Genomic DNA, 15,894 nt, shown 5'->3' on the forward strand with positions numbered 1-15,894 from the left:
AAGTTATGCTTGCAGGAGGAGCTATGAGAAACACAAGGAATTTCTACTGCTTATATTAACAAACCGAATTGAATTTTTAAGAATATTCTTTAGAAATCCATGTTTGCACATATGTTAAAAATATTTGCGCAGAAGTTGAAAGCATTGTTGTGTCTTTGACGGCAACTCCTAAATCTCTATATGATGGAATTTCTAATTCTTTATATACTACCTTGCGAGATGTATTCTTTAATACTAATTCAGGTAAAATACTAATTCCTAACCCTTTTTCAACCATAGCAATAACTGCATAATCATCTTTTTCGACAAAGTGAACATTTGGCGTTATTTGATGAATTGTAAATATCTCTGATATCTCATCATCGGCACCTTCATAAAGTTTTATGTATGGATATTTTGATAAACCTGAGATTGGAAAAAATGCGTCATGTGCACGAGGATGATTTTCAGGCAACACAACGACTATGGGGTCTCTTCTTAGGAATATCGTCTCTAACTGCTTATTAGCGGGCACTCGAACAAAAGCGCAATCTAGTCGCCCATCCATAAGCCACTTTCCATTTTCTTGATACGTACCATGTAATAATTCAAATTGAATGTTTGGAAAGTCCAATCTAAAATTCTTTATCATGCCCGGAAGCCATTGTGCTGACACACTAGTAAATGTTCCAATTCTGATTAGACCTGATTCTAATCTATGTATCTCGTCTAATTTGTTATTCAGATTATGTTGACCATTCAATACGGCCTGAATATATGGTAATAGTTGCTTGCCATCTGAAGTAACAGTAGCGCCTGAACGGTCACGGTTCAGAAGCTTCAGTCTGAATTCACTTTCCAATGCATTTAACATATGGGTGATCCCAGACTGGGTGTAACCTAGAGTCTGTGCAGCTTTTGTCAAACTCCCTAGTTCAATTGTTTTCAAAAAAGCCTCGTATTGTGAAATATTCAAAATCAGCCCTCTCCTTCATGAGTAAATCTCATGATTTTCATTAGAAACATGATTTTTACTAATTTAATAATGCGAATTATAATGAAAACACAGGAAATTATCAAGAGACAAAGCGGTTTACAAAAGGATAAGGAAAAGGAATTACTACCGCTCTCGCTTAATACACGTCGAGATGAAAGTTAGGTTCCTTGTGTAATCCTCCAGTTTTATTGTATGTTTCCATGCAGATTGTCTGGAAACAACGCGCACCACATATCTCGGCTGAACCCCAATTAAAGTAAATGATAGAATCAAAAGATATAAAAATTAAATATTGTAGAAGTAAAGACGATTTTGTAGTAGTAAAAGGGTTATGAAATTACAAATTATAAACAACGAGGGAATAGAGATGAAAATACAATTAAAAGCTGATTTAATGCTACTAATGGTTACATTTTTTTGGGGTGCATCCATCTTACTTACTAAGGTTGGTCTCAAATACATAGAAGAATATAATTTAATAGCATTACGATTTATTATTGCTTTTCTTTTATCAGGTATAGTATTTTACAAGCACTTAATCAAAATTGATTTTAAAACTGTAAAATATGCGTTTATATTAGCTTCTATTTTATTTATAGTTTATATTTTTGCGACTTTTGGTACAAAGTATACAAGTGTTTCTAATGCCGGTTTCTTATTGGGTCTCACAGTCATTTTTATTCCAGTATTATCATCTATAATTTTAAAGCAAAGACCTGAAAAAAAAATTGCATTAGGGATTGTTTTAACCATAGTAGGAATAGGATTATTAACGTTAAATAACGAATTAAAGATAGCTAATGGTGATATATTATGTATCTTATCTGCTTTATTTTATGCGGTACATGTCATCGTTACTGGAAAAATGACCAAACATGTTAATTCAATTACTCTTGGGGTTGTACAACTAGGTTTTGTCGGACTATTCAGTCTCATTTTCTCAATGTTTATGGAAACCCCAAAACTTCCTGACACTGTTGAATCATGGTTTTCAATCTTAGCCTTAAGCATATTTTGTACAGCAATAGCTTTCATTGTTCAGGTTATTGCACAGCAATATACTAGCCCTACACATACAGGTCTTATTTTTTCATTAGAACCTGTTTTTTCAGCAGGTTTTGCTTTCATTTTCACGGGTGAAACGCTCACATTTAAAGGCTACTTAGGTGCAGTACTCATATTATTTAGTGTATTAATTGCTGAGCTAGATTTTAAAAGTCTATTAAAACTAAATTATAAAAATAATATGGAATAGACATTTCGCCAAGGTAGATAATATACCTCTAAGACAATAAAAACCCCATTTTATTATGTAAACACTTTTGTGGTACCAAAAATTACAACTTCCGTTTAATTGGAATCCATGATATATTTCTCTTGTAAGTTCTTAACGGAACTTCTTAGTCCAACAAGGAAACTAGGAAACTGGTCAGGGCGGGAACGCAGCAGCCATAACGAGTGAAATTGTGTGGGCTATTACATAATATTAAAAGATCTAAACGCTAAACTCATTGATGGAGTTTAGCGTTTTTTTGTTCCATAATTCCGGAATAACAATAGTCATATCATAGTAAATTTTATAAACACTTCTTTGGCAATTCATTGAGAGGGCCTAGTTTTTTTCAAAAATTTAAAAGGGGTTTTATAAAATGAATCGAACAAATCTACGTATTATTGATCTAAGTGTGCCATTGGACAATAAAGCAAAAGAGCCATTTCCACCTGAGATTATCTATGAATCGCATGAGCAGGGAGCTAAGCAGGCTGCTCATTTTTTGGGCTTAAAACCTAGTGATTTTCCTGACAGTGCAGCCTGGGCCGTCGAAACGGTTACCTTAACGACACATACCGGTACACATGTGGATTCACCTTGGCATTATGCTGCTGCTACTGCAGGTAATCCGTCTCGAACGATTGATGAACTTCCTCTAGAATGGTTTTACGGAAATGGTGTTCTTTTTGATTTTAGTCAGAAATCTCCAGGGTACGAGATCGTGATTGATGATTTTGAAAAACAGTTGGGAGAAATGGAGTATCAATTACAGCCTTATGATATTGTCCTTGTCCGAACGGATGCGGATAAAAAATATTATCAAGAAAATTATGCGGCTGTCCATGCGGGTGTATCGGCTGAAGCAACACGATGGCTGATTCAAAAAGGGATTAAGGTAATGGGAACGGATGGATGGGGATGGGATATCCCGCTATATAAACAGGCGGAAGATTATAAAAATAATCCGCGTGACGGAGTCCTTTGGGCCGCTCATTATGTTGGAAAAGAGGCTGAGTACTGTCAAATAGAAAAATTAGCAAACCTGGAATTACTCCCACAGAGATATGGTTTTAAAGTAGCCGTATTTCCGATAAAAATAAAAGGCGCCAGCGCGGGATGGGCGAGACCTGTTGCTATATTTGAATAAGGTTTTGTCAAGGTCGAGTCTGCAAAAGAGCTTAAAGGACACGGCAACAGATTTTTGTCATCCTCAAGTCCGCAAATCAAATTTAGAAGTAATTTTTCTTTATAAAAAACATTGTTTATTAGTTTTTTGAAAATTTTGTCTTGATTATTCTTAAAAACCATTATAGAATAAGAAAAATCAAAAAATTCAAAACTAAACACAATGATTGGGAATATTAAGGAATATTTATTGTATAGAGAGCTGTCGGCTGGTGAAAGACAGTCAATAAATTCCCCAACTCGCCCAGGAGTGGTAAGGCTGATATGTAGGCCTTAACGGTTGACCGCCGTCATCAAGTCGTAAAGTGGATTCGTTTAGTTCGTATTCGAATCAAAAAGAGTGGTACCACGTAGGCAAAGCCTGTCGTCTCTTATGAGATGATGGGCTTTTTTATTTTAAAAAAATGAAAAGGTGGCCGTGACGATGAAAAATGTTGAAAAATATGCAAGAGGATATTTTATGCCCCCGGTGAAAAGCATGAAATGGATACAAAAGGAATACATAACAGAAGCTCCGACCTGGTGCAGCGTGGATCTAAGGGATGGAAATCAGGCGCTGGTCGTTCCAATGAGCCTTGAGGAGAAGCTGGAATATTTTCAATTACTTGTTGAAGTGGGCTTCAAGGAAATTGAAGTTGGCTTTCCTGCTGCATCCGAAACAGAATATGCCTTTTTACGTACGTTGATTGAACAGGATTTGATTCCGGAGGATGTAACGGTTCAAGTACTAACACAATCAAGAGACCATATTATTGAAAAAACCTTTGAAGCACTTCGCGGTGTGAACAAGGCAGTAGTCCATCTTTACAATTCGACATCTGTAGCACAGCGTGAGCAGGTATTTAAAAAACCACAGGAAGAAATCATCAATATTGCGGTAACCGGTGCGAAATTGCTGCAAAAATATGCAGAGGAAACCGAAGGGAACTTCCAATTCCAATATTCACCGGAAAGCTTCACAGGAACAGAGATGGAGTTCGCCCTTGAAATATGCAACCGGGTCCTAGATATTTGGCAGCCTACAGCTGACAACAAGGTGATTATCAACCTTCCAGCAACGGTGTCCATGTCCATGCCGCACGTGTACGCAAGCCAAATTGAATTTATGAGCGATCATTTGAACTACCGGGAAAATGTAATCCTGTCGCTTCATCCACACAATGACAGAGGAACAGGAGTGGCAGATGCAGAATTAGGAATGCTTGCAGGGGCACAAAGAGTCGAAGGAACACTGTTTGGTAATGGGGAAAGAACAGGCAACGTCGACCTTGTTACACTTGCGATCAACATGTTTTCACACGGGGTAGACCCGCAGCTTCATTTTGAAAATATCCGAGAAATCATGTCTAAATATGAGAAATTGACGAGAATGAGGGTGCATGAAAGACACCCTTATGCTGGTGAACTGGTCTTTACGGCCTTTTCAGGCTCTCATCAGGATGCGATTGCCAAAGGGATGAAATGGCGTGAAGATGAAGAGCGGCAGTATTGGACCGTACCGTATCTATTGATTGATCCAATGGATATTGGCAGAAAGTATGAAGGAGATATCATCCGCATTAACAGCCAATCCGGTAAGGGGGGCATTGGGTATATACTGGAGCAACATTATGGGTTTGATCTTCCAGCTAAAATGCGTGAAAGCTTTGGATATAGCGTGAAAAATGTATCGGACCGCTTGCACAAGGAGCTTATGCCAAATGAAATCCTTGAAATTTTCAAAGAACAATATGTAAATATCCAAACACCAGTTGAATTTATCAAATACAGATCTACACAAAATGACCAATACGAAACAATCGTTTCCGTCCGAATTGACAGCGATGTTCACGAATTTATCGGTACAGGGAATGGAAAACTGGATGCCATCAGCAACGTGCTTCAAACCAAACTGGGCATCCATTATAAGGACTTAGTCTATAAGGAGCATGCACTAGAAATAGGCTCCCAATCTAACGCTGTATCTTATGTTGGAGTTACTGCCGAGAATGGTACCGTTTATTGGGGCTGTGGAATTGACGCTGATATTATGACCTCCTCAGTAAAAGCTTTGTTTAGTTCCATTAATAACATGATTTCCAGCGAACAGCTAACAATTGAAGGAAGATTTTCCATTTCAAAAAAATAACAACCGACGAAAAGGCATGTTTCAAGATAAGCTCTTGAAACATGCCTTTTTATTGGGAACAATGACCATTTATTTGCATACACTCTTCTTGTAATGGTTAGATTTTTGTTATTGAGGAGATGGAGAAATGAACTTCGAGATGCAAAAAGCGAATATGTTGGCAGAAAATATAAAGGACTTTATCAAATTTGTCGATAATAGTTATCAAAATAAAAACAGCTTTCGATTTAATACCGATAAATTGTATCAGGTTAAATTGATTATAGAGGACTTTAAATTCCAAATCATCGCGGATGAACTTCATCGAATCAATGAGTTCGATTGGAATGAAAAGTACACTCATTATTTAGTTGATCAATTTCAAAAGGGGATTAATATTATTGATGAATTCGTTCATAATAATAACAATGATTTATTCCTCCTTACAGCACGTATACACACATTAAAAAGTCTTAGTAGTAATCTAAGCAATAAAGATCAAATAACCTTTGTGTAAAAATAAAAAAGCTTGTAAACAGTAGTTTACAAGCTGAATACCATTTTTTATTTTGCAAATACATGATGCCCAATGGTTTTCACAACAGTGCGTGTTCGAATCCACTTATCGGATGTGATTTTGGGATTATAAAAATATAGGGAATCACTTAAACGATCTTTTCTAGTTAGTGCTTCTTCAACCGCTCGCTTCGACTCATCTGATGCCTGCTTATTAATTTCACCGTTTTTTACTGGTGAGAAGGCATAAGTATCGCCTACTACTTGTTTAATGACACCCGTAACGGTGTTTGGAAATTGAGGAGAATCAACGCGGTTTAATACCACTGTTGCAACGGCTAGTTTTCCTTCATAGGATTCGCCTTTTGCTTCCGCTTCGACTAATCGTGCAAATAAATCTTTCTCTTGATTAGAAATGGAAACAGCTGGCTTTTCAGGTGCTTGTTTAACCGTTTCAGTTTTCATATCTACCTTTTGTGCGTCTGACTCTTTCTTAATAATCTCTATTTTAGCCTTATTATTTTCTTGTGGATCCACTTTAGTCGAATCGGCCTGTCCAGGCTGATAAAGATTCTCTTCATTTATTACTCGATTTTCGGTGATCGCCTCAACCGTACTACTCTGCTGTATTAAAAAGGTAAATGTAGCTACACAAGCTACAATGATTGTCTTTATATAAGTTTTTTTCATGTGTGCTACCTCCCGGAATTTTTGTCTGATATAACACTAACATGAAAATATACCTGTATTACAGAACGGTACGGTTACAAATCTTTATAGTTTGATGTACAACATTACAGGAAAGATGGAAATATGACATTAAGCCTATATTCCTGTCATAATCTAGGAAATCGTACGAAATAGAGGAATATCTTACCATAAAAAAATACTGCAGCTAAAGATAGCTTGCAGCATTTTACATTTATAGTTCTAACTTAAATATTTGTAGTAATCCTGTGAATGGTAGCTTCTAAATCCGCATGATTCATAAAGCCTAAGGGCATTGGCATTTCTTGCTTCCACCTCCAGGAAAATAGAGAAGCCTTTCTCCGTTTCCTGTAATACTACTTTTGATAAGGCTTTTCTACCAATACCTTTACCCTGCAGTTCGGGAAATACCGCAAATCCATAAATCCACGCTTCGTCATCCGATTCGGAAACACGCATTTTCCCAGCGGTTTTTCCATTTGCTTCAATGATTAGATTTTCTTCTCCGTTGTTCGAGCGGAGTATTTGATTAAACTCCCGCGCTTCCTTTTCACTAAATCCAAAACACGAGACCTCCAGTTGTATTTCCGCTTCCCAATCCTTTTCTGATACCGAGGGCCTTAAGGTAACATTCGGATCTTCAGATATTTCGGTTTTCTGCCATTTCATTTGATATTCTGAAACAGAATAAGAACAAGGAATGGTACTTAAAAACTCTTTTCCAGATTCTGATCCTGACGGAGCATTTAACAAAATAGTAGTGGCATTATGTTTTTTAGCCTCTTCAAGTCCCATTTCCAGTAACCTTGAAAAAACCCCTTTTCTGCGGTAATCCGGATGGACCATCCCGCAAAGCTCTACTTTATTTCCAAATCCATAGCTTCCAAGGAAACCGACAAGCCTTCCGTTTTCATAATGGAAGAAGTCTTCCTTACGGTTTTCGGCGCGGTTCTCCAGCATATCAAAATTCAGCTTTAGCTGAAATCCTCCAACTTTCTCACAAATCTCCTGAAGAGCTTTGATTTCTAAAATTTGTTCTTTCGTCAGCATTTCATTCACCCCTGTTCATTGTCCAACTATACCTATTCTTTTCTAATATTGAATATTCCTGCTTTTTGAGTAAAGCCGTACTAGGAGAATAATATATTCGTGTCCGCAAATCCCAACCACAAGAGGACACGGCAGCGTTAATTTTACGCTGTCTTTTTTGTGGTCTGAAACCCTCTACATCTGAAGTCTGATATAAAAATCAAGCTCTAGCACAAATACGAAGGCTTTAGAAAAAAGGTAATATGAATTCAAGATAACAACAAATCAATCCCTTGCGTGGGTACCACATAATTTTACGGTAATACCCAAAAAGAGTGCGGTTTTTATCATGGTCAATTTAAGTAAGATGTAACACAAGGGTATTCAATAACAAATAACCACATTTTGGGGGTGGAAAATGATTTTTGTATCAAAAGTGTATTCATTGGAGTCGGGAGATTTTGGCGTTAATTTCCGGAGGAGGAATGTAAAATGAAAAGGTTAGTTTTACGATTGGTTGTTTATGTATTGATTTTCGCCGTGTTTGAGGGAGGGGTGGGCTTCCTTGGATTTGTTCGATCAGAGAATGATTTTTTCAAGAATGTCCGCCATGAGCCAGTTCATTCACTACATGGTATTAAACCACCAAAGTATGATCCTAATAAACCTACAATAGCCGTTCTATTAGCGAATGTAGACACTGAAGTATTTGATTTTATGATTCCCTATGATTTGTTTTCTAGAACAAACGCTTTTAATGTATTTGCTGTTGCTCCAGACAAAAACGTAAAGACATTATCGGGCGGACTGGATGTAGTACCACATTACACTTATAAAGAATTAGATAAATTAATAGGCAAAAGTCCCGACATTATCGTGGTTCCTTATATGCCGATATATGATGAAAAGAAATATCAACCAACACGGGAATGGATTAAACAACATTCCAGCAGTAAAACCACTATCTTAAGCATTTGCAGTGGATCAGAGAATCTTGCCGATGCACGTTTATTAAAAGGAAAATCAGCCACTACACACTGGCAAGGGATTTCTTTACTAAGCAAGCAATATCCTGACACTCATTGGAAAGAGGATGTGCGGTATGTCCAAGATGGTAACACCTTAACCTCAGCGGGTCAAACTGCAGGTATCGATGCTGTGCTGCATCTGATAGCTCAAAAACTGGGCGAACCCATGGCAGAAAAAATTTCGAAGGAAATCAGTTATCCTTCTTATCACTTCGTTCAAAACCCAAAAGTAGAACCTATTCATAAGGACATCTATTTTGCAACCTTTTTAATGAATCTTGCCTTCCAGTGGAATAAGACAAAGGCAGGAGTACTACTATATAACGACATGGATGAAATCGCATTATCTTCTATATTTGATACTTATGCAGCCACAGGAACGACACAAGTCTTGACCGTTTCAAGTTTGGATGCACCCATTGTTACAAAACATCACCTTAATATAGTGGCTAGGCATCAAATATCGAACGCTCCAAAATTGGATAAAATGTTCATACCAGGTGGCAACGCAAAATCCCTAGCTGCAACCGATGTAAAACTTTGGAGTGAAAAGGGTAATGCCAGAGAAACACTTTTGATTCATAGTGATTCACCAAACAGATTTGTATTTGAAGCACCATTAGAAGACTTCGCAAAACAAGAAGATCTTATGACTGCCAAGCATGACGTGAAACGACTCGAATATCGTGCGAATGCTATCCATCTTGAGGGCAAACCATTTCCTCTTGAAACTTACGTCAATATACTTCTAACCGGTTTACTAGCTTTGTTGGTAGCTTACTGTATTGATAGACGATTCATTATGAAGAAAACAATTTTTAAATCGTATAAACATTTCAGATAGTCACTAAAGTTAAAAGGTGCGTTTCTACATTAAGTGGAAACGCTTTTTCTTCTTGAAGTAACGGAATAGTTGGATAAGTGAATGACGATCGCCCTCACTTTTGAACCATTTATTAATCCATTTGGAGAATTTAAAAAGCAAAAGTACCATATAAACTTATGAAAGGAGGATAGTCATAACATGCAGATTATGAATAAATATTTTCGTAGAACTGCAAGTATGGTATATATGATGACCAATAATGAAGTAATGAATCAAATCATTGCTTTTTACAGAGACATGAATGGGATGCTCACTTTTGCAGGTTCCTATCCAACTTATGGTAAAGGTACTGGTACAAAGGAAGTATCCACGGCAACGGCAAACGATGGTGTCGATCCCCTTACGTCACAAGGAGCCCTAACTTTGTCTCGAGATGGACGTTTCCTTCTTGCAGTGAACGCAGGGAGCCATAGTATCAGCAGTTTCATCATTACTGACAACGGCACTCCTGTTCTCGTGGATGTAAAGCCATCGGGAGGTGCTCAGCCCAATAGCGTAGATGTGTTTGGTAATCTTGTCTATGTTGCCAATGTAGGTAATCCCGCAAACAATTTTACTTCCAATATCACAGGCTTTCGCATCGATGATAACGGACGCCTTACTCTTTTTCCCGGGTCGACCCACTTCCTTAGCACTTTCAATGCTCAACCGGCGCAGGTTCTCTTTACTCCTGATGGGAGTAAAATCCTTGTAACCGAACTTACTTCAAATCGTCTCAGTATATTCCATGTTAATAATAATGGTATGGTTACAGGACCAATCGTTAATGATTCTAATGGGCAAGGACCATTGGGCGCTTATTTTTTATCCTCTGGAATCCTCTTAGTTACTGAAGCAGATGCAAATGCATTGTCATCTTATTCAATGAGCGATGACGGGATCCTTCATGTGATTAGCGGCTCTGTACAAAACGGATATAAGACTGCATGCTGGGTTGTACCAACAAGGGATGAACGATTTGCATACATTACCAACACTTTAAGCGGCACCATCTCCACCTACCGAATCGGGCCTAATGGATCGCTGTCGGTGGTAAGGCATATTACCAGTACACCGCCTGGTACAACACCTGGTCTGCCGATGGATGTCAGAGTGAGTAAAGATGGGCGGCATTTTTACACCCTTAACGGAAATCAGGGGTCAATCTCAGTATTTAATATACAAGATGATGGTAAACTGGTTAGAGTGCAGGTTGCTGCCTGGACTAATATTCCTTATCTTGGATCACAAGGGTTGGCAGTTCTTTGATTTTTCCGTTCAATATAAACAGTGAATAGACGAGTGGCTAAAAACAAGGCAGCCAATATTGGTGACTTACTTAATTACTTAATAATAGGCTAGGTGGGAACTTAATGTCATTCAAGTTCCCACTTTTATTTTATTCAGCGGAGAATTATTTTAATGTTTTCAGCCATGCAGCCATTCCTGGCGCATCCTCTTTGGACACTAAACCAGACGGCATATTGCCTCGGCCGTGTTGTACGATGTTCTCAATTTCCTTTTCTGATAAACGGGAACCGACTCCTTTTAAAGAAGGGCCGACTCCTCCTTGGTATTGATCTCCGTGACAGCCTACACAGGTGGTCTTATAGATGGATTCACCGTCCACTTTGGATACTGCGCCTCCCTCTTTTTGACCTTCATTTTGAGCAGGCGGTTCTTTGGCCTCATTCTGACCAGGTGTTTCTTTTGCCACTTCTCTTTGGTCTTGCACATTCCTGAGTATAAAAAATCCGCCAATTCCTATCACAAGGATAGCCAGGGTAATCAAAACAGTTTTCATAAAATCGCCTCCTAATTATCTTTTTTCGGTACAAGAAACGAAAATGATGTGCAAACTCAATCAATCCTTACAAACGAAAGGATTTTGCTTCTTATGTAAAGAAAGATGTTGTTTGTGCGACCACTTGTTCTTGAGAACAAGTAAGCAAAAATACCCTTTGATATAAGTATGGGCAGTTAAATGGAAACTACGCATGAAAGAGGAAAAACAGCAAAGAACGAGAAAAGATTTTCTCTAAACAGCAGATGCAAGATTAAGGAGAATCAGTAAAGAGGAGGAAATAGTTCTTGTCGAACGTGGAGAACATATTACTTTAACCGCCAAGTGAATTGTGGTCTTTTTCCTCTATAAGTAATTTATTAAAGATAATATATTGACATTATACCTAATGGGGTATATTATAAAGCTTGTCAATGAACATTGTTTCATTGAAGGAGGCTAAAATGACATTATTCATTTTATCGGGTATCTTTATTACCTGAAAAGAATATTGGAATACATTGCTTGAGAAAAAAGGATTTTTTGAGTTCTTGGATATACAATTATTAATCATCAAAAGTTATTAATAAAGTAAAATTCCTTGAAAACCAATTGTTAAAGGAGGCATAATCAATGGATTACAATGATCAAATGAAAAACAGAGTAAAACGTATTGAGGGACAGTTAAGAGGAATTTTAAAAATGATGGAAGAAAACAAGGACTGCAAGGAAGTTATCACCCAATTATCTGCAACTAGAAGTGCCATTGATCGCACTATTGGTGTAATTGTTAGTTCCAACTTAGTGGAGTGTGTTCAAAAAGCGGAAATTCAAGGGGAAAAAAGCATGGAAGAATTAGTAAAAGAAGCTGTTAATTTGCTAGTAAAAAGCCGATAAAAAAGGGTTGACACCCTCTTTTATTTTTACTAATATATATACCCATAGGGGTAATTGTAATAAACTATGAGGAGGAATTAATAATGAATGTTACAAAAGTAGTTGATGCCAAAGGTTTAGCTTGTCCGATGCCAATTGTTAAAACAAAGAAGGCGATGAATGAACTTGAATCCGGTCAAGTATTGGAAATCCATACTACGGATAAAGGCGCTAAGAATGATCTTACCGCTTGGGCTAAATCGGGTGGTCATGAAATATTGGAACATGAAGAAGAAGACAAAGTATTAAAATTTTGGATTAAAAAAGGATAATTTTTTTAAATCAACCTATACCCATACCGGTATGAGTTTGTGAATAAACTATCAGGAGGTCACAAAATGACAGAAAAGAAAAAGACAACAATCGTATTATTTAGCGGAGATTACGATAAAGCGATGGCTGCTTATATTATCGCAAATGGAGCAGCTGCTTATGATCACGAAGTAACCATTTTTCATACGTTTTGGGGATTAAATGCCTTACGTAAAGATGAAAATATTCCGGTAAAAAAAGGGTTCATTGAAAAAATGTTTGCGAAAATGATGCCAAGAGGCGCTGATAAAATGGGTCTTTCTAAAATGAACTTTGCTGGGTTTGGTCCCAAAATGATTAAAGATACTATGAAAAAGCACAACGCGTTGCCTTTACCTCAATTAATCGAAATGGCACAAGAGCAGGATGTAAAACTTGTAGCATGTACCATGACAATGGATTTGTTAGGACTTAAACAGGAAGAGCTATTAGATAACATTGAATATGCTGGAGTCGCTGCTTACTTAGCAGATGCAGAGGAAGGTAATGTAAACCTGTTTATTTAATAACAGAAGGGTCTTCACCTTCTTAAAAAGGATGTTGCCAAATGGAATATGTAAATTATCTTGTTGTAGCACTATTTCTATTCATTATATTAAAGAGGTTTTTACCAACAAAAGGTGTTAACAATATTTCAACAACAGAATTAAAAGCCGAATTGAACGACAAAAACAAACAATATGTTGATGTCCGTACACCCGGCGAGTTTAAAGGAAACCATATTAAAGGTTTTAATAATATCCCTCTTCATCAACTTACTCAAAAAGCGGTGAAAGAACTATCGAAGGAAAAAGAAGTAATCTTGATTTGTCAAAGTGGTATGAGAAGTGGGCAAGCAGGTAAAATTCTAAAAAAATTGGGATTTTCAAAAGTAACAAACGTCAAAGGCGGCATGAATGCTTGGTCTTAAACAAAATAGAGGGAGGAATATAAAATGAAACAATTGACAGCAAAAGAGGTTGAAACATTATTAAACGAGGGAAAGAAATTAAATATCATTGATGTGCGTGAAGTGGATGAAGTTGCAGCTGGAAAAATTCCAGGTGCAGTAAACATTCCATTAGGATTAGTTGAATTTCGTATGCTTGAATTAGATAAGTCAAAAGAATATATCATGGTATGCCGTTCAGGAGGCAGAAGTGGTCGTGCAACGCAATTTCTTGAAAGCTATGGATTTAAAGTAATCAACATGGCTGATGGGATGCTTGCTTGGGAAGATAAAGTGGAATAAATTTTTTTACCCAAAATAATACCCTTGTAGGTATAAAAACAGGAGGTCTATTATGAATAACATAAATGCAAACGTAACTTTAGATGCAAAAGGATTGGCATGTCCAATGCCCATTGTAAAGACAAAGAAGGCAATGAATAACTTGGAGGCAGGGCAAGTATTAGAAGTTCAAGCGACAGATAAAGGGTCTAAAGCAGACATGAAAGCATGGGCTGAAAGTTCAGGTCATCAATATTTAGGAACTATCGAGAAAGGCGAAGTTTTGAAGCATTATCTTCGGAAATCTTCTAATGATGATTTCAATGAAAAAAATCACCTAAATGTTATCAATAATGAAGAACTAGAGAAAAAGCTTGATGCAAATGAAAATATCGTAGTAATAGATGTAAGAGAAGCTGCAGAATATGCTTTTAACCATATTCCTAACGCGATTTCCATTCCATTAGGTGAACTGGAAGACAGATTAAATGAATTAAACAAACAAGATGAAATTTTTGTAGTCTGCCGGGCAGGTAACCGCAGCAATCTTGCAGCACAAAAATTAACGGAAAAAGGTTTTACTAACGTTATTAATGTTGTACCGGGTATGAGTCAATGGACTGGTAACACAATTGGTATAAATAAATAACGGAAAACTAGAACGCTGATTAATGAAATAGCCATGTTTTTTTTAATAAATTAATACCATAGGGGGTAACTAGAAAATGACTGTAAAAGTAATGACTTCAAAAGAGATAACGAAAAAGGTTTTAAATAGAGAAGAGTTATTTATTCTTGATGTACGTAATGAAACTGATTTCAATGATTGGAAAATTGAAGGCGAAAACTTTAAGTATTTAAATATTCCTTATTTCGAATTACTTGATGGTGTAGAAGAAATCATTGATAAAATTCCTACTGATAAAGAAGTATTAGTGGTTTGTGCTAAGGAAGGCTCATCGGTAATGGTAGCTGAAATGTTTTCTGATGCAGGGTTAACCGTGTCATATCTTAAGGGTGGAATGAAAGCATGGAGTGAACATTTAGAACCGGTTAAAGTGGGCGACCTAAATAATGGCGGCGAAATGTATCAGTTTGTTCGAATCGGCAAAGGATGTTTATCTTACATGGTGGTTTCAAACGGAGAAGCAGCATTGATTGATGCAACACGTATGACGGAAATGTATCTTGATTTTGCTGAAAGTATCGGCACTAAAATTACTCATGTATTTGATACACACCTTCACGCGGACCATATTTCCGGGGGTCGTACAATTGCTGAAAAAACTGGTGCTACCTATTGGCTTCCACCAAAGGATGCTACTGAAGTAACCTTTGATTACCAACCATTAGAAGACGGTAATGACATTACAATCGGAAATACTATTCTTAATATTCACGCATTATATTCTCCAGGTCACACGATTGGCTCCACTTCCTTTGTAGTGGATGAAAAATTCCTGCTATCTGGTGATATATTATTCATTGATTCAATCGGAAGACCTGACCTAGCAGGTAAAGCAGAGGATTGGGTAAGTGATTTAAGAGAAACTCTGTATAAACGATACAGAGAATTATCAGAAGACCTGATCGTTCTTCCAGCACACTTTATGATTCTTGATGAGTTAAATAATGATGGAAGTGTATCAGAAAAATTGGGCACACTTTTTGCCAAAAATCATGGGCTCAATATTGAAGATGATAATGAATTTAGAAAATTGGTGACTGAAAACTTACCACCACAACCAAATGCGTATCAAGAAATTCGTGAAACGAATATGGGAAAAATCAATCCTGACATGGATCAGCAACGAGAAATGGAAATCGGTCCAAACCGTTGTGCGGTCCGTTAATCATAAAGTAGGAGGCAATATAAATAAATGTTGTTCTAAAATTCTGGATAAAAAAGGGTTAATTATAATAATGGGGAACCAACCAGGGTTCCCTTTTCTAAAGAGGTGGACAT

General features: G+C 37.1%; 17 protein-coding genes, 1 other RNA gene and 1 other annotated feature. Of the genes, 14 read left to right on the forward strand and 4 right to left on the reverse strand.

All coding sequences use genetic code 11. The features are described from left to right. Positions 1 to 76: 76 nt before the first annotated feature. Complete coding sequence (locus AC59HZ_RS17965) at positions 77 to 955, reverse strand: LysR family transcriptional regulator (protein WP_496547168.1); 879 nt, start codon at positions 953 to 955, stop codon at positions 77 to 79. Between the two features lie 388 nt (positions 956 to 1,343). Here AC59HZ_RS17965 and AC59HZ_RS17970 point away from each other — a divergent pair, with 388 nt between their 5' ends. The 5 genes from AC59HZ_RS17970 (at position 1,344) to AC59HZ_RS17990 (ending at position 6,058) form a co-directional block, all read left to right on the forward strand. Beyond that, positions 1,344 to 2,231: a DMT family transporter gene (locus AC59HZ_RS17970; RefSeq protein ID WP_496547434.1), complete on the forward strand. Its 888-nt coding sequence runs from the start codon at positions 1,344 to 1,346 to the stop codon at positions 2,229 to 2,231. 143 nt (positions 2,232 to 2,374) lie between these two features. After that, positions 2,375 to 2,458: signal recognition particle sRNA small type (ffs, locus tag AC59HZ_RS17975), an RNA gene on the forward strand. Between the two features lie 167 nt (positions 2,459 to 2,625). Beyond that, positions 2,626 to 3,396 carry a cyclase family protein gene (locus tag AC59HZ_RS17980; RefSeq protein WP_496547169.1) on the forward strand — a complete coding sequence of 257 codons (771 nt, stop codon included), beginning with the start codon at positions 2,626 to 2,628 and terminating at the stop codon, positions 3,394 to 3,396. Positions 3,397 to 3,588: 192 nt separating this feature from the next. Continuing rightward, positions 3,589 to 3,809, forward strand: a binding site (T-box leader). Between the two features lie 49 nt (positions 3,810 to 3,858). Next, a complete protein-coding gene (locus tag AC59HZ_RS17985; RefSeq protein WP_496547170.1) occupies positions 3,859 to 5,562 on the forward strand; it encodes a 2-isopropylmalate synthase in 1,704 nt (567 codons plus the stop codon). Positions 5,563 to 5,689: 127 nt separating this feature from the next. Next, positions 5,690 to 6,058, forward strand: a complete 369-nt coding sequence (locus AC59HZ_RS17990) for a hypothetical protein (protein ID WP_496547171.1) — start codon at positions 5,690 to 5,692, stop codon at positions 6,056 to 6,058. A gap of 47 nt (positions 6,059 to 6,105) precedes the next feature. Here AC59HZ_RS17990 and AC59HZ_RS17995 read toward each other — a convergent pair whose 3' ends face one another. Beyond that, entirely contained in the window at positions 6,106 to 6,747 is a 642-nt protein-coding gene (locus AC59HZ_RS17995; protein WP_496547172.1) for a cell wall hydrolase, read from the reverse strand. A gap of 240 nt (positions 6,748 to 6,987) precedes the next feature. Then, positions 6,988 to 7,815, reverse strand: a complete 828-nt coding sequence (locus AC59HZ_RS18000; protein ID WP_496547173.1) for a GNAT family N-acetyltransferase — start codon at positions 7,813 to 7,815, stop codon at positions 6,988 to 6,990. Positions 7,816 to 8,286: 471 nt separating this feature from the next. Here AC59HZ_RS18000 and AC59HZ_RS18005 point away from each other — a divergent pair, with 471 nt between their 5' ends. Further along, positions 8,287 to 9,666: a DJ-1/PfpI family protein gene (locus AC59HZ_RS18005; protein WP_496547174.1), complete on the forward strand. Its 1,380-nt coding sequence runs from the start codon at positions 8,287 to 8,289 to the stop codon at positions 9,664 to 9,666. A 180-nt stretch (positions 9,667 to 9,846) separates the two neighbouring features. Then, positions 9,847 to 10,956: a lactonase family protein gene (locus tag AC59HZ_RS18010; protein WP_496547175.1), complete on the forward strand. Its 1,110-nt coding sequence runs from the start codon at positions 9,847 to 9,849 to the stop codon at positions 10,954 to 10,956. 145 nt (positions 10,957 to 11,101) lie between these two features. Here the strand turns inward: AC59HZ_RS18010 and AC59HZ_RS18015 are convergent, their stop codons facing one another. After that, positions 11,102 to 11,491: a c-type cytochrome gene (locus AC59HZ_RS18015; protein ID WP_496547176.1), complete on the reverse strand. Its 390-nt coding sequence runs from the start codon at positions 11,489 to 11,491 to the stop codon at positions 11,102 to 11,104. A gap of 612 nt (positions 11,492 to 12,103) precedes the next feature. Here AC59HZ_RS18015 and AC59HZ_RS18020 point away from each other — a divergent pair. The 7 genes from AC59HZ_RS18020 (at position 12,104) to AC59HZ_RS18050 (ending at position 15,781) form a co-directional block, all read left to right on the forward strand. After that, positions 12,104 to 12,367 (forward strand): metal-sensitive transcriptional regulator, encoded by a 264-nt coding sequence (locus AC59HZ_RS18020; RefSeq protein ID WP_430140193.1) that lies wholly within the window; start codon positions 12,104 to 12,106, stop codon positions 12,365 to 12,367. Between the two features lie 83 nt (positions 12,368 to 12,450). Then, positions 12,451 to 12,678 carry a sulfurtransferase TusA family protein gene (locus AC59HZ_RS18025; protein WP_496547177.1) on the forward strand — a complete coding sequence of 76 codons (228 nt, stop codon included), beginning with the start codon at positions 12,451 to 12,453 and terminating at the stop codon, positions 12,676 to 12,678. Positions 12,679 to 12,744: 66 nt separating this feature from the next. After that, positions 12,745 to 13,224 (forward strand): DsrE/DsrF/DrsH-like family protein, encoded by a 480-nt coding sequence (locus AC59HZ_RS18030; RefSeq protein ID WP_496547178.1) that lies wholly within the window; start codon positions 12,745 to 12,747, stop codon positions 13,222 to 13,224. Between the two features lie 41 nt (positions 13,225 to 13,265). Beyond that, positions 13,266 to 13,628, forward strand: a complete 363-nt coding sequence (locus AC59HZ_RS18035; RefSeq protein ID WP_496547179.1) for a rhodanese-like domain-containing protein — start codon at positions 13,266 to 13,268, stop codon at positions 13,626 to 13,628. Positions 13,629 to 13,652: 24 nt separating this feature from the next. Then, positions 13,653 to 13,949 carry a rhodanese-like domain-containing protein gene (locus AC59HZ_RS18040; protein ID WP_496547180.1) on the forward strand — a complete coding sequence of 99 codons (297 nt, stop codon included), beginning with the start codon at positions 13,653 to 13,655 and terminating at the stop codon, positions 13,947 to 13,949. 52 nt (positions 13,950 to 14,001) lie between these two features. Further along, the gene (locus AC59HZ_RS18045) at positions 14,002 to 14,577 is read left to right on the forward strand and encodes a sulfurtransferase TusA family protein (RefSeq protein ID WP_496547181.1); all 576 of its coding nucleotides are present in this window, start codon (positions 14,002 to 14,004) and stop codon (positions 14,575 to 14,577) included. 76 nt (positions 14,578 to 14,653) lie between these two features. Then, entirely contained in the window at positions 14,654 to 15,781 is a 1,128-nt protein-coding gene (locus AC59HZ_RS18050; RefSeq protein ID WP_496547182.1) for an MBL fold metallo-hydrolase, read from the forward strand. Positions 15,782 to 15,894 lie beyond the last annotated feature (113 nt).

Source organism: Neobacillus sp. DZ-9 (genome assembly GCF_059587065.1).

Excerpts from the sequence above, each read along its gene's own strand:
- AC59HZ_RS18015 (WP_496547176.1), bottom strand. The coding sequence starts at position 11,491 with ATGAAAACTGTTTTGATTACCCTGGCTATCCTTGTGATAGGAATTGGC.
- AC59HZ_RS18020 (WP_430140193.1), top strand. The coding sequence starts at position 12,104 with ATGGATTACAATGATCAAATGAAAAACAGAGTAAAACGTATTGAGGGA.
- AC59HZ_RS18050 (WP_496547182.1), top strand. The coding sequence starts at position 14,654 with ATGACTGTAAAAGTAATGACTTCAAAAGAGATAACGAAAAAGGTTTTA.
- AC59HZ_RS17990 (WP_496547171.1), top strand. The coding sequence starts at position 5,690 with ATGAACTTCGAGATGCAAAAAGCGAATATGTTGGCAGAAAATATAAAG.
- AC59HZ_RS18045 (WP_496547181.1), top strand. The coding sequence starts at position 14,002 with ATGAATAACATAAATGCAAACGTAACTTTAGATGCAAAAGGATTGGCA.
- AC59HZ_RS18035 (WP_496547179.1), top strand. The coding sequence starts at position 13,266 with ATGGAATATGTAAATTATCTTGTTGTAGCACTATTTCTATTCATTATA.
- AC59HZ_RS17985 (WP_496547170.1), top strand. The coding sequence starts at position 3,859 with ATGAAAAATGTTGAAAAATATGCAAGAGGATATTTTATGCCCCCGGTG.
- AC59HZ_RS17970 (WP_496547434.1), top strand. The coding sequence starts at position 1,344 with ATGAAAATACAATTAAAAGCTGATTTAATGCTACTAATGGTTACATTT.
- AC59HZ_RS18000 (WP_496547173.1), bottom strand. The coding sequence starts at position 7,815 with ATGCTGACGAAAGAACAAATTTTAGAAATCAAAGCTCTTCAGGAGATT.
- AC59HZ_RS18025 (WP_496547177.1), top strand. The coding sequence starts at position 12,451 with ATGAATGTTACAAAAGTAGTTGATGCCAAAGGTTTAGCTTGTCCGATG.
- AC59HZ_RS18040 (WP_496547180.1), top strand. The coding sequence starts at position 13,653 with ATGAAACAATTGACAGCAAAAGAGGTTGAAACATTATTAAACGAGGGA.
- AC59HZ_RS17980 (WP_496547169.1), top strand. The coding sequence starts at position 2,626 with ATGAATCGAACAAATCTACGTATTATTGATCTAAGTGTGCCATTGGAC.
- AC59HZ_RS17995 (WP_496547172.1), bottom strand. The coding sequence starts at position 6,747 with ATGAAAAAAACTTATATAAAGACAATCATTGTAGCTTGTGTAGCTACA.
- AC59HZ_RS18010 (WP_496547175.1), top strand. The coding sequence starts at position 9,847 with ATGCAGATTATGAATAAATATTTTCGTAGAACTGCAAGTATGGTATAT.
- AC59HZ_RS18005 (WP_496547174.1), top strand. The coding sequence starts at position 8,287 with ATGAAAAGGTTAGTTTTACGATTGGTTGTTTATGTATTGATTTTCGCC.
- AC59HZ_RS18030 (WP_496547178.1), top strand. The coding sequence starts at position 12,745 with ATGACAGAAAAGAAAAAGACAACAATCGTATTATTTAGCGGAGATTAC.